Raw genomic sequence first — 14,015 nt, 5'->3', positions numbered from 1 at the left:
GGGGAACGCAATGAGCAGAAACAGGACATGGATCCGCGCCATGGACGCAAGAAAAGCAAGTAGCGTGCCTTAAAAAAGCTCTTGGTTTTTAGATGGTTACGATTTGGAGAGCGTCAGAGAAGTGTCGCGGTCGAATCGGAAATACGGATAAATGACGGTCGCGAGCCCCTCAGGAGACGTTTGAAGGGGCCATCAATCCTTTCTTCTTTATTTTTTCGGTGAGGGTCGTCCGGTTGAGGCCCAGCAGCGCCGCCGCCTTGTTCTTCACCCCGCCGGATTGCTGAAGCGCGTGGATTATAAGGGATCTTTCGAACATGTCGATCGTGCCGTTCAGGTCGATCCCCGACTCCTTCCACAGCGATTCGACCTGGAACCCGCCCGGGATCGTTTGCGCAACGGCCTTCAGCGTCCCCCTGCCGTTCCCTCCGTTCGACTGGATATGCTCCGGCAGGTCATCCACCTCGATCATCCCCCTCTCGTTCAGGATGATCATCCGCTCTACCGCATTTTCCAGCTCCCGGACATTGCCCGGCCAATCATAACCCCTCATCAGCCGTGATGCATCGGTAGATACTTTCAGGGGGGCTTTCTTCTTCTTTCTGGCGAATTCGTGCAGGAAGTGATCCAGCAAAAGAAGTACGTCGTCGTCCCTTTCTCTCAAGGGGGGAATCTGGATCGGGATTACGTTCAGGCGATAGTAAAGGTCTTCGCGGAATTTTCCTTCGTTCACAGCTTCCTTAAGATCCCTGTTCGTCGCGGCGAGGATCCGGACGTCGACCTTTATCGTCCTGGTGCCGCCTACCCGCTCGAATTCCCTCTCCTGGACCACCCGCAGCAGTTTGACCTGGAGCGGATACGGCAGTTCCCCGATCTCGTCGAGGAATATGGTCCCGCCGTTTGCGAGCTCGAAGCGCCCGACCCGCGTGCTGATCGCGCCAGTGAACGCCCCCTTCTCGTGCCCGAACAATTCCGACTCGACGAGGTCCTTCGGTATCGCTCCGCAATTGATGGGAACGAACGGGTTGCTGACGCGGGAGCTGTTGAAGTGGATCGTCTTGGCGACGAGCTCCTTCCCCGTTCCGCTTTCACCGGATATAAGCACTGTGCTGTCGGTGTCGGATATCTTCTCGATGATCCGGTAGAGGCTCTGCATCCGGGGGGAATTCCCGATGACCTTCCGGAAATTGAACTTTTCCTTGAGCTGCTTTTTGAGGGTTGCGTTTTCCTTCTGAAGCCTCTGAAGATCCAGGACCCTGTTGACGATGATCAACAGCTCATCGAGATTGAAAGGCTTCGTTATGTAGTCGAAAGCGCCGAGGCGCATGGCCTCGACGGTGGTTGAGATCGAGCCGAACGCCGTGATGACTATGGAAGGAATGTTTATCTGAAGGGCTTTGACCTCACGCAGGACATCGAGGCCGCCCATTCCCGGCATTACGAGGTCGACGAAGAAAAGGTCGAACCTTTGCTGCTTCATAAGGTCGAGCCCGGCTTGGCCGTCGGATGCGCCGGTTACTTCGAATCCGTGGCTGTTCAGGAATTCCGAAAGGAGGTCGCGGATGGACTCGTTGTCGTCAACGACAAGGATGGAATACATTCATTCCCCCGGAATTCCCATGTGGGACGACGGCGCTGCAGACAGGGTCCACCCCCCGGAATGCTCAATTTACATATTTCCGGTGCGTCTTGCAAGAAAATTATATTTTAAAATACTGCATCATATTGTATCCATTACAAATTTTATTGTTGCATTTGATTACAGAAACCGATACTGTTACGGTTGTGTAATTTTACTTCCAACTCCTCTGCAATCCCATACACAATAAAACACAGTTTCAAAGTTAAGTTTTATCTTATCTGCCCGGGAAGTTCCATGTCGGTAAAACAACTACCGGGGGGGCCAGGTCGGGATGGCCTTTCGCCGGCACGCATCTATCAGGGAGCCGGGTAGATTATTACCGGAGAGGCGGTGTCCGAAAGGACCCCCCTGTCCCATTCCTCGACCGTTATGGGCGCCCTGCCGCGGACCGCGGACCCGCCGATGATTCTCCCTTGACGTGCCGGCGCTGAACCGCCTCCGCCAGCCTGGTATTCGTAGGCGCCGATATCCGGACCGGCGCCCTGCGTTCTTGCCACGTTATCCAGGTCGTAAGAAGTCGCGGTCGCCGGATTGGCTTGATCGATGGCCGGCGACACGGACTGAATGCGGTAGTCGTGTCCGTCAGCGTATACGAAGAACGGATCGCCGTACGACATGTTGCCGCCGGTTTCTATTCCCTTCGGCGAATTGAAATACGGATAGTTGTAATACGAGCCGTCGTTGTCGTCGGGCATTATCGAATCGTAGATATGAAGTCTGGCGCCGGATGTCGGAGCCAGGTTGATATACATGGTCTGGCCGTTACCCGATGCGTTGTTCCCCCACAGGATGGAGTTCCGGATGTATTCGTCGACGGTCCGGATATCCGAAAAATAGATCCCCCCGCCCGAGGCCGCCCGGTTGAATGCGATGGTGGAGTTGTTGACCACAACCGGGTTCAACGCGGGGTAGATCCCACCGCCGTTTGTGCCTGCGTTGTTGTTCGCAATGAGGCTGTTGTTCAGGGTAATGGTGCTTCCGCTCACCGCACTTATGCCGCCTCCCCTCGCAGCGGCCGTGTTTCCGGTTATCGTCACACGGTCGAATACGACGTCGCTGTTGGTCATTATGCCCACTCCCCCGCCGTCCCGCGCGGTGGTGTTTCCGGATATCACCGTGTTCGAAACCGTCACGTCGCCCACGATGTCGACGTAAAGGCCGCCGCCGTCTCCGCTGGCCGAGGTGGCCGTGTTGTTATATATGCTGGAATTGCTGAGAACAAGGCTGGTCGCATTGGAAACCCTCATGCCAGCACCCGGAGCGTTGGCGGTATTCGAATATATTTCCGTGTTGTCCACCGCCAGGTTCGTTGCATATTGCGCATAGATCCCGTTGTAATTGGTGCCGACGCTATAAATCCTGCAATTCCTGATCGTATAGGAAGCCGACGAAACGTTCGTGAAGACGCCGTACCTGCCGCCGGTGATGCCGAACCCGTCGATCGTCACGCCATCCGCCTGTAGCCACACGGAATCGAGCGAGCCTGACCCGCTGGAGGTAACCGTCATGTCCGGCCCGCAGACCGACTTGACGGTCTTGCCGGTATCCACCGGCGCGGTGGTGTTGAGCCAGATCCTTCCGGAGTACGTCCCCGGGTAGACCAGCACGGTCCCGTTCTGCGGCGCCGCATCGACCCCCGCCTGGATGGTTGAGTACCACGGGGCGCTCCCTCCCGACGGGCGCACGCCGGTGGTTGTGGCCGAACTGACCACCGTCAGGGTCCTGTCCGTAAACGCCGCATCGCCGATCGCATCCATGGTGCCGTTATTGGCTGTGAAACGATAGATGAGGACGCCGTCCCCCGCATAGGGGATCGCCCGCGTGGTCTTGTAGATCTTCCCCGTCGTGCACCCCCCCGGGGATTCTTCCGTCAGGTTGATCCACTCCCCCGGACCCTCGTAGCTCCCGCTGTTGTCCAGGTCGATCGCCACCTGGATGTTCGAACTCCCCGAAGCGGGACACTGGTCGTTTATGTCCGTGTATTTCACCTTGAACTCGAAGTCGCCGTTCGCCAGCCCCAGCGCCGGCTTGACCCCGTCCGTCCGGCACCCCTCCGGCACCCAGTCGAGCACGGGTGGAATGTTCGTCGAAGAGAGGACCGTAAGGGTATGGTTCGATGTGGGATCTCCCGTGGCCGGGTTCCCCGCAGTGTCCGTCGCCGTGAACCAGTAGCTATGGTCCCCCTCCTCGGGGTACGAGACGGTCCCTGTATAGATCATTCCCGTGCCGCAGTCCCCCCCCTCGGAATCCAGCAAATATTGCGAGCCGTCGATCCAGAAGTTCACACCGTTCCCGTCGGGGCAGTTCCCCTCGGTGTCCGTGTACTTCACCCGGATGTTGAAGTCCGTCCACATCCCCGCGACGTTCGGGTTCACGCCGTCCGATTCGTAGTTCGGCTCCCCGGTCCAGGAGAGGACGGGGGAATTGTTCAACAGCACGAGCGTCTGCTCGCCCGTCGGCAGGCCCGTGGCGGCGAGCGCGGCGTTGTCCGCAGCGTCGAACTTGTACCGGACGATGGCGCTGCCGATGTTCGTGATTACCAGGGTCTTCGTGTAGATCTTGCCGTGATAGCTGTTTCCGCCGGTATTGTCCGCCGCGACCATGGCGTAGGCTTCCTCGAAAAATCCATTGTTGTCCGTGTCGAGGAGAACCCGGATGTAGCTCGGGAGGTTGTTGTTGTTGTCGGAATAGCTGACCCGGAAGGTGAACCGGCTTCCCGATACGCCGGAATCGGGGCTCACGCCGTCCGAGGTGTAGCCCGTTTCTCCCGTCCAGGCAAGCGTCGGCGCCGCGTTGAACACCTGGCCGGCCATGGTGGCATAAGTCCGGTCGATCCGGTTTGCCGATGTGTGGCAGGAGGCCGTGCAGCCGATGTTGTTGACGCTGTTCCCGTAAAATGTGGTGCCGTCCCTCAAGGCAAGCGTCAGGCCAAGGGGGATGGGAGGCGCGGTCAGATCGCTCGAGTCCCTGAAGGAAAGCGTGGTGTTGTAATAATACATGACGAGCCCCGGCGGCGTTCCCGCGATCGATCCGTCGTTGAGCATCGCGAGGCGCGTGCTGCCGTGGACGTTGTGGCACTGCGGGCAGCTTACCGCGCTGTTCCCGCTCGACCTCCAGTCGGATTTCCAGGCGGAGTTATTGTTGTAAACCAAATGATATCTATGGTAGTTGGTTCCCCCGTTCCTCATGTTCGAATTCGTGTCGGCCGAGTCGTAGAAGACGTTCGAATAGTGGCACTGGACGCACAGGCGGTAACTGCTGTCGTTGTTCTGGCTCGCCAGTCTCGGAATCACCAACGGTTCCTGGCTGCTCACCTGCTTGAGCCTGTAGCCCTGCCGATAAGCGCCCTGCGCGAACCCCTGCGTGCCGTACGTCCGCGCAACGTTATCGATGTGCCGCGCCGTGAATTCGTGGCAGGACTCGCAGCCCATAGGACGCGTCGCGCCGCCCACCAGCGGCGGCGGGAAAAGGCCGCCTTTCGAAGCATACGCCTGGCTCGCCGGGAGTCCGTGCCCGGTCTTGTAATACCCCCACCCGGTCCCGTAAGGATACGAGCCGCTCTCGTTCCCCACCACGTTCGGAGCGGTCACCCCCCCGATCGACGAAGGCGATTCGTCGTGGCAGGAGGCGCACCACTTCTCCTTGCCGCTCTTCAGTGAATTGTCGGTGTTGTACACCCGCGCAGTCCAGTTGTTCTTCGCCCCGACGTTCAGGTCGCTCACCCCGTTGTACGTCCCCCCGGGGCTGTGGCAGGCGTTGCACGCAGCGGTGTTGTCGAGCGCAAGGTTATCTGAAAAGAGGGGGATGCTCGACGCGTTATGGCAGGCGGAACATGCAAGGGCAAGCTGCATCCCCGTACCGCCCACGTGCGTCGGATGGGACCCCAGAAGCCCGTGGCACGTCGTCGACGTACCGCAACCGGAACCGCTCCCTCCGTGCCCGAACCCGTTTTCGTGCGAATGGCACGATTTGCAGCTCGAGCCCGGCGCGTTGTCCACGTTCGCGTGAAGCGGGTCGGAGCCCCCGCCGTTGAACCGGAAATGCGTCGTCTGCGTGTGGCAGACCTCGCAGACCCCATCGTACGTTCCGTCCCCGTCCGCGTAGGACCGGGCGCCCGTCTCCCGGAACAGCCGCACCGCCTTGCTCCCCTCTGAGGGAGTGGTGATCCCGCTCTTTACGTTCTTACCCATGATCACGGCGAACGTGTTCCCCGCTGTAACCCATGTAAGGTCCATGGGGCCTTCGACGGAAAGCGAGTTCGCCGTATTGGAGGCGATCTTGTAAACATGGTAGACGTCGTCCGAATTGGGGACGACAAGGTACCCCGCGTAAACGTTGTCGGCCCATCCCATCCCCGAAGCGTTGATCGCATTGTCGGAGACCGATACGACCGTCCCCGTATCCAGGTGCGTGTCGCTCCCGTAACCGATTAGCTGCGCGGGCTGGTGCGGATCGTGGCACGTCCGGCATTCCATCGACCAGTTCCCGTAACCGTTGTCGATGGAAATGCTCGAGTGCGTCCGCACGAACGGCGCCTCGACGCCGTTGTGGCAATACCGGCAGAGGTTGTTGTACGGAGTGTCGTCGATGTTCACCGGCGCCTGGAACGCCCAGTCGGGAAGAAGGTCGTCGTTTCGGCTGTCAACGAAGTGGCAGGAGACGCACTCCGTATCGTTCAGCTCGATGTGCGGGTAGATCCGCATCGTCTGCGTGGACGACCGGAGCCCCGGAGAATACGACCTGATCCACGGAGAGAGCGCCGGATCGAACGGCCCGGCCCCGGAATGCGGCGGCACGCCCGCGAGGAACGCGACCAGAAGGAACAGGACTCCAGGTTTCGCCCGTCCGTGCATGTCAGCGCCGCGCCGCCTGTCGCGTCATCGTGTTGTCCGCGCGATCCCTTTCCGCTTCCTGCGCAACCTGCGCCATCCGTACAGAAGAAACACCCCGGGGAAAATCCAGCCGGCGGCGGAAATCCCGCCCGGACGGGAATGCACCGCCATCGAGCACCCCCCGCCCCCGCCCGAAGAGGAAAAGGTCATCGGGGCCCCTCCGCTATCCGCGCCCGAGCCGCCCTGCGGGGTGTTCCCGAACACCTCCAACTTGCCCGTGTTCAGGGAGGCAACCATCAGACGGTCCGTCGCCCGGCAGTACGCGATGCCCATCGGCGTACGCACCGGGTGAGCCGAATCGAACACCCCGCGAAGGAAACTGCCGTTCGAGCCGAACACCTGAACGACGTTCTGATAGGAATCCGCGACGTAGATCCTTCCGCTCCCGTCCACAGCCACGCCCATCGGCCGGATGAACAGCCCCTGGCCTTCCCCGTATCCGCCGAAACGGCGGCGGAACGTGCCGTTCCGGTCGAACACCTGGACCCCGGCCCCGCGGTATCCCGTAGGTGTGGCCTTAAGATCCGAAACGATCACTTCCCCCGCGCTTTCGTCGAGAGTAACGGACACAGGGAAATTCAGGTTCCCGTCCCCGCTTCCCTGGCCGCCGAAGGAATACAGAAAATACCCCGCGCTGTCGAACACCTTGATCCGGTGGTCCTTGCTGTCCGCAACGAACGCGTAACCGTTGGAATCCACAGCCACCGCGGTCGGATAGATCAGCTGCACGGCGCCGCGACCCAGCGAAAGGACCGGGGAAAGATTGCCGTCGTAGACGTCCACCGACTTCGAGCCGGTGTTGCTCACGTAGATCCGCCCCCACGGGTCCACCGCGACCCCGGTCGGCTTGTTAAGGCCGGTAAGCTCCCGCTGGAACGACCCGAACTTGTTGTAGATGTGAAGACGCCCGCCGCTCGATTCCGTGACGTAGACGTTTCCGCTTGCGTCCACGGCTACACCCGTCGGCGTAGACATGTTGCAGGCAATCGAAAGGCTTACGGACTGGGGTATCTCGGCCGAGGAAACGATGGCGGCATCGCACAAGGCGAGGAAAAGGACGATTGAAATAATACCATTGAATATCAACTGTTTACGAGTGCATATACGGGTGCGTTCGATCATACCCGCGTGTTCACGCATAGGTACGGATTCCCGTCGAATTACCGAAACATGCACAGCCCTTATCCCCCGCCGATCCCGGTTCGTATTTCTTACCGGGCTTCGACTGCGCCGCAGCCCACCCACTAATACATTCGGATTTGGCATTATGATACTTAAGTAAATAAGTAGACATTTCAAGGGAAAAAAAATTTAGATATAATATAATTAATTACATTAATAACGAAAATTGTTTCCCTCAAAAGCCATCCGGCCAACACAAGGAAAAAAACCACTCTCGGGAAACCGCATTTTTCACCTTTTGGACCATCCATTTCCATTTTACATCCCGTTTTTATTGACGGAATAACGCCTTACATGTTCGACCGCCGTATTATTGCAACAAATCCGGCGGTTTCGGCATCGCAATCGAAAAAATCCATCCGTTCCGATGTATTCCGGACGTCACGGCAACATTGCGGAACGGCTGACGGATTTCACGAGGATGGCCGGTCTCCCGATGGAAAAGCGGCTCCAATGCGTCGATAAACTTCCGGGGCTTGCGATAGGCGTCCTCGGCGTTCCAGCCGCCCTGATCGCGGCCTACTGGTGGAATCCCGTTCTCTCCCACGACATCGCCGAGACTTTCAGCATAATCGTAGCCTGCGGCGTCTTCATGCTGACGTGGAATGCAAGGAAATTCATAGACAACCACTACTTCATTTTCCTGGGGATCGCATATCTTTTCGTCGGGTTGATCGACTTCCTCCACACGATCTCCTTCGCCGGGGTATTTTCGGCGCAACACCACAGCGATTCCATCGAACTGTGGTTCGCGGCCAGGTATCTGCAAAGCTTCGCCCTTCTTGCAGCCCCCTTTTTCGTCTCGCGGAAAACCAGTCCGTCGCTCGTTTTCGCGGGATTCCTCTCCGCATCCTTCGCACTCGCAGGCATGGTGCATTACGGTATATCTCCCGATTTCTACGTCGCCGGCAGGGGAATCACGCCCGCCAAGCACATAAGCGACATCATCGTCTCGGGAATGCAGGTCCTCTCCATCGGCCTTCTTTGGCGCGTCCGTGAAAAATTCGATCCCGAGGTGTTCCGCCTCCTCGTAATGTCCGTGATCTTCTCCGTCGCCGCGGAACTTTCCGCCGTCGTTTACATGGACGCTTTCGTCTACAACAGCGTGATCGGGCATTATTTCAAGGTCATCTCGTTCTATCTCGTCTACAAGGCGCTGATCGAAACCGGCCTTGTGCGCCCCTACGACCTGATGTTCCGGAACCTGAAACAAAGCGAGGAAGAGATCCGCGCCGCGCGGGACGGGCTGGAAATGCGGGTCGCCGAGCGGACGGCGGAGCTGCGAGCCGCGAACATCCGGCTGGAACTGGAGCTTGCCGAGCGAAAGCGGGCGGCCGGAATGCGGGAGATGATCCTCGACCTTCTCCAGCGCACCGGCACGGCGGGAAGCGTCAAGGAGTTCCTTTCGATCCTTGCGTCGTTCCTGAAGGAACGTTTCGGGACCGATGCGATAGGGATCAGGTACAACCGCGGTGCGGACTTCCCTTATCTCGTGACGCTCGGGTTTTCGCAGGAGTTCGTTCGGGCGGAAATGAGCCTGTGCCCCCTGGAATGCACGTGCGGAGCGGTGATCTCGGGCCGTTTCGACCCGTCGCTGCCTTGCTTCACCTCCAACGGATCCTTCTGCACCGGAAACGCGTCGGAGCTTCTCGCCGAAAGCGAGGCGATGAAGACGATCGTCACCCGGGGAAGGTGCGTGCGGGATGGGTACGAATCCATCGCGCTGATACCGTTGCGGCTCGGAGATGCGACCTACGGCCTGCTCCAGTTGAACGACCGCCGCAACGGGCTGTTCCAGCCGGAAATTCTTGCGCAGCTCGAGCGCATCGCGGAGAACGCCGCGGCCATGCTGGCGCGCCTTGTCGCGAGGGATGCTCTCCGGGAAAGCGAGGACCGCTTCCGGTCGCTCGTGGAAAATTCGTCCGTGGGCTTTCTGATCGTGGTAAACGAACAAATAATTTTCTGGAACCAGCGTTTGGAGCGGCTTTTCGGAAGGATCCGCGAAGGGCTGCCGTTCCTGGATCTCGGCGAGGCGCATCCGGAGGATTTCCCGAATTTCGGGAAACTCTGCGGAGCTGCGGATCTTCCCGTTTCGAACGGGAAGGACGCCGTTATCCGGTTCTTCATTCCGGACAGCGGGACCGGCCGCAGGGAGGTCCGCTGGATGAACTGCCGCGCAAACCCGATCGTGTTCCGGGGGCGTACGTCAATCCTAGTGGAGATGGTCGACATCACCCGCGTAAAGGAGCTCGAGCACGCGGTTAACGTCCGGGAAAAACTCGCCTCGCTCGGACAGCTCGCCGCCGGCATCGCTCACGAAATCCGGAACCCCGTCTCGGGGATCAACATCAACGTTTCCACGCTGGACACGCTATGCGGTCGCGCCGAAGGACTGGACCCCGACGAACGGGAGAAAATCCGGGAGGTAATCGCACAGGCGAGGGCCGCTTCGAACAAGATCTCCTCCGTCATCGCGCGCGTGATGGGATTCTCCAGGCCCGCGCCGCCCAGGTTGGAGCGGGTCGATATCAACCGGATTCTCCATGACTCCCTGTCCCTTCCCGAGATCGCGAACCGAAGGCGCGGGGTCGAGTTCCGGGAGCGCATCTCCGCCGAGCCGCTGTATTGCCGGGCCGATGCCGCCCTCATGGAGCAGGTACTGCTCAACCTCGTCATGAACGCTCTGCAGGCGATGGAGAACGGTTGCGCTACGAAGCTTATCACCATAAGCGCGGCGCGGGAGGGAGACCGGGCGGTCCTGCGGATCGGGGACTCCGGCCCCGGAGTTCCCGAGCACTTGCGGAACAAGATCTTCGAGCCTTTCTACACAACGCGGAAGGAAGGTCATGGAATCGGCCTCTCCTTCTGCCACCGCATCGTCATCGACCACGGCGGAGGCATCTCGGTAGGCGCGTCCGAGTCCGGCGGCGCCGAATTCCGCATCGCTCTTCCGCTGGAAGAAGGAAGGAGCCCGGCATAGAAGCGTACAAGGTCTTCATCGTGGAAGACGAGGAAAGCGTACGGGAAGGGATACGGATCGCCCTCGAACACGTGTACCGCCTGCGGGGCTTTGCGGATGCGGAATCCGCTGTGGAAGCCGTGAAGACGGACCCTCCGGATCTCATCCTGATGGACATAGGGCTTCCCGGGATGAGCGGGGTCGATGCCATACGCGCTGTAAAGGCGATCCGGCCCGAATTGCAGGTCATCGTCATCACTGCGTACGAAGACGTGCAGACCGTGGTCTCCGCGATGAAGAACGGCGCGTTCGATTACGTGGTCAAGCCGCTTCATTCGGAGACGCTTGAAACCGTCATCGGAAATGCGCTGAACGCCGTCCGGCTCCAGAGGGAGGTGCACGAGCTCCAGGCAAGATGCCTGCAGGATAACGTTCCCCTGTTCGTCGGCGAGAGCAACGCGATCCGGGGCGTCATGGAGTTCGTCGAGTCCGCAGCCGGGAGCCCCGACACGCCGGTGCTGATCCTGGGGCCGACGGGAACGGGAAAGGAGCTCGTCGCAGCCGCGATCCACTACCGCAGCCCCAACTTCCGCGGACCGCTGATCAACGTCAATTGCGCCGCCATACCGAAGGAGCTCCTCGAAAGCGAGCTTTTCGGTTATGAGAAAGGCGCCTTCACCGGGGCAAGCCACCTCGGGAAGAAAGGGCTCGTGGAGGAAGCATCGGGGGGGACGCTCTTCCTGGACGAGGTCGGCGACCTGAGTCCGGAGGCGCAGGCGAAGCTGCTCCGCTTCCTGGAACACGGCGAGTTCTACCGCGTCGGAGGGACCCGCAAGCAGAAAGCATCCGCCCGCATCGTCTCCGCGACGAACAAGGACCTGGAGGGGCTCGTCGCAAAGGGAGCATTCCGCGAGGACCTCTATTACCGCCTTGCCGTCGTAAGGGTGGCCGTGCCTTCCCTTTCCGAACGTCGCGAGGACATCCTTCCGATCGCCAGGTATTTCCTCGTGGAGTATTCGCGCAAGTTCGGCAGGACCGTCACCGGTCTATCCCCGGAAGCCGAGAAGGCGCTCGTCCAACATTCGTGGGACGGCAACGTTAGAGAACTGCGCAACGTAATGGAGAGGGCGGTCCTAACGGGCAAGGAGCCCGAGATCGCCGCCGCCGAGCTACGGCTGGGCCTGCGCCGTGACGGCAATATGGCGGGCATCGCCGCCCCGCCGCTGACTGCCTGCGGAGTCGACCTTTCCACGGTCCAGGAATCGATCGAGAAGCATTACATAGGGGAAGCGCTTCGGATCGCAGACGGCAACGAAACGAAAGCCGCCCAGTTGCTCAACATAAACTACCACACCTTCCGGTACCGAAAGAAAAGACTCGGTCTCTGACTTAACCAACCCGCATTTCCATGAGGGCTTCCGTTCCCCGAAATAGAAAAACTTCCAGATCCCGATGAAATATCTTATAGATCCATCTCCGCCCGCCGCGCGTAATCCCGTCCCTGCTTAATCCGGCCCCCCGAAATAATTGCGGATTCTCCCGTTTTTCACCTTGGCATGCCCCGTGCGTTACCACCTGCAAACCGAAGTTCGCGGAGGCGTCATGGAAAATTCCCGGACATTCAAAGGCTCGATATTCGCGGCACCCCGATCAATGTGCCGGCGACGAACCGACCGGCGTTTTACGGGCGCAAGGATCGCAATCGTGGAGGACGACGAGGCGCTGCGGGAAGCCATTGCATTATACCTGCGCGAAAAAGGTTGCTTCGTGGAGAATTTTGCGTGCGTGGAGGACGCATCCTCCGCCGGCGGATTGGAACTATACGACGCGGTGATCAGCGACTACCTGCTGCCGGGAGAAGACGGCCTCTCCTTCCTGCGCCGCGTGCGCGAGACGTCGAAAAACGTGTTCACGATCCTGATAACCGCTTTTGCGGCCTGGGATCTCTCGGAAGACGCGATGCTGGCAGGCGTTGACATTTTCATACCCAAGCCGTTCTCGGCGCTGGAACTGGATAGCGCGCTGCAGAGAATGGCCGAAAGGAGAGAATCGGAGGACGGCGACCTTCCCCTGGTGAACGGATGAACGGAAACGGAAAGGGATTATCGAGCAGCGAACATGGCATCAGGCGCGAAAGAAAGGAGAAAGTCATGAACGCGCGTCGAACTTCTTTACTGGCGGCAGTGGTGCTGGGTATCGCGGTGCTTGTATCGGGACCCGGGCAGACCCTCGCCGCGATGGACCCCGGCGGCATACCGCATTACTTCGGCCCGTATCCCAACTGGGCCTACAGCCCGCTCCCGACCGGCCCTGTCGCAACCGTCACGGTCACCGCAGGGGGCGGCGGATATTCCGCCGCGACAACCGTTGATATCGTGGATATCTATGGAAGCGGCAGCGGCGCTCTTGCGTTGGCGACGATCGATCCGGTCACCGGCGCGATAACCGCGATCGCGGTTTCGAACGGAGGCACGGGATACACGGCTCCCGTCGTCGTCATCACGGACAATGCCGGCGCAGGAGCCGTCGCCGAGGCGACCATCGGCGGAGCTCTTTCGGGCGGCATCCGGAAATTCGTTGACAACGTTCCGCTTCTCGGCCCTGCCGGCGCGAACAACCTCGGGCAGTATCTCCCCGTCGCCGTTGCGGATACGGCCAGCTTCCCGGGGCCGAATCCTCCTGCTGCCGACTATTACGAAATCGCGCTTGTCGAGTTCATGGAGCGGATGCACTCGGACCTGCCCCCGACAAAGCATCGGGGCTACGTTCAGTTGGAAACACCTGCGAACTTCGCGGTGAGCAATCACGTTCCCATGTTCAATCCCGACAACACCCCGATCCTGATGCCGGATGGGGTAACGCAAGCCATCGCAGTGGACAACCCCCATTTCCTGGGGCCGGTCATCGTCGCGACGGGCAGCGTGCCGGGACAGCCGGGCCGGCCGGTCCGCCTCAAGTTCTACAACCTGCTTTCCGCGGGAGCCGGCGGTGAACTCTTCCTGCCGGTGGATAACACTGTCATGGGGGCGGGACCGGGCCCGAAAGACGCGATGGGCATGGACTGCGACCCCATGGCGGGAATGGCCTGTGAACCGTACAAACAGAATCGGGCCACCGTCCATCTCCACGGCAACAATACAGTCTGGATCAGCGACGGGACGACGCACCAGTGGATCACTCCCGCCGGGGAATCCACACCCTATCCGAAGGGTGTAAGCGCCAGGAACATTCCCGACATGCCGGATCCCGGACCGGGTGCGGCAACTTTCTACTACACGAACGCGCAAAGCGCCCGGCTGATGTTCTACCACGATCATGCGATGGGCATCACCCGCCTCAACGT

The 14,015-nt window shown here is 59.9% G+C and carries 7 protein-coding genes; 4 read left to right on the top strand and 3 right to left on the bottom strand.

Features of this window, described 5'->3' with window-relative positions; genetic code table 11:
• Window positions 1–169: 169 nt before the first annotated feature.
• The 3 genes from HY896_07950 to HY896_07940 all read right to left on the bottom strand — a co-directional run bounded on the left by HY896_07950 (window position 170) and on the right by HY896_07940 (window position 7,506).
• The gene (locus HY896_07950) at window positions 170–1,597 is read right to left on the bottom strand and encodes a sigma-54-dependent Fis family transcriptional regulator (GenBank protein ID MBI5576281.1); all 1,428 of its coding nucleotides are present in this window, start codon (window positions 1,595–1,597) and stop codon (window positions 170–172) included.
• A gap of 338 nt (window positions 1,598–1,935) precedes the next feature.
• Complete coding sequence (locus tag HY896_07945) at window positions 1,936–6,492, bottom strand: hypothetical protein (protein MBI5576280.1); 4,557 nt, start codon at window positions 6,490–6,492, stop codon at window positions 1,936–1,938.
• A 24-nt stretch (window positions 6,493–6,516) separates the two neighbouring features.
• The gene (locus HY896_07940; protein ID MBI5576279.1) at window positions 6,517–7,506 is read right to left on the bottom strand and encodes an NHL repeat-containing protein; all 990 of its coding nucleotides are present in this window, start codon (window positions 7,504–7,506) and stop codon (window positions 6,517–6,519) included.
• A gap of 643 nt (window positions 7,507–8,149) precedes the next feature.
• On the opposite strand from HY896_07940, the gene HY896_07935 reads away from it, so the two are divergent.
• The 4 genes from HY896_07935 to HY896_07920 form a co-directional block, all read left to right on the top strand.
• On the top strand, window positions 8,150–10,693 hold the full coding sequence (locus tag HY896_07935) for a PAS domain S-box protein (protein ID MBI5576278.1): 2,544 nt from the start codon (window positions 8,150–8,152) through the stop codon (window positions 10,691–10,693).
• Window positions 10,690–12,060 carry a sigma-54-dependent Fis family transcriptional regulator gene (locus HY896_07930; GenBank protein MBI5576277.1) on the top strand — a complete coding sequence of 457 codons (1,371 nt, stop codon included), beginning with the start codon at window positions 10,690–10,692 and terminating at the stop codon, window positions 12,058–12,060. Before HY896_07935 ends, HY896_07930 begins: the two co-directional genes overlap by 4 nt.
• A 316-nt stretch (window positions 12,061–12,376) precedes the next feature.
• Window positions 12,377–12,757 (top strand): response regulator, encoded by a 381-nt coding sequence (locus HY896_07925; protein MBI5576276.1) that lies wholly within the window; start codon window positions 12,377–12,379, stop codon window positions 12,755–12,757.
• Between the two features lie 65 nt (window positions 12,758–12,822).
• A partial coding sequence (locus HY896_07920) for a hypothetical protein (protein MBI5576275.1) occupies window positions 12,823–14,015 on the top strand: 1,193 nt, incomplete at its 3' end.

Source organism: Deltaproteobacteria bacterium (assembly GCA_016218975.1).
In the GTDB taxonomy this organism is placed as follows: Bacteria; Desulfobacterota; Deferrimicrobia; order Deferrimicrobiales; family Deferrimicrobiaceae; genus JAENIX01.
Note: the sequence above shows the minus strand (reverse complement) of the source record. Positions and strands in the feature narration are given on the sequence as shown.

Bases quoted from the DNA above. Each gene is read 5' to 3' on its own strand.
- HY896_07945 (MBI5576280.1), bottom strand. From the start codon at position 6,492: ATGCACGGACGGGCGAAACCTGGAGTCCTGTTCCTTCTGGTCGCGTTC.
- HY896_07950 (MBI5576281.1), bottom strand. From the start codon at position 1,597: ATGTATTCCATCCTTGTCGTTGACGACAACGAGTCCATCCGCGACCTC.
- HY896_07935 (MBI5576278.1), top strand. From the start codon at position 8,150: ATGGAAAAGCGGCTCCAATGCGTCGATAAACTTCCGGGGCTTGCGATA.
- HY896_07940 (MBI5576279.1), bottom strand. From the start codon at position 7,506: ATGTCTACGCCGACGGGTGTAGCCGTGGACGCAAGCGGAAACGTCTAC.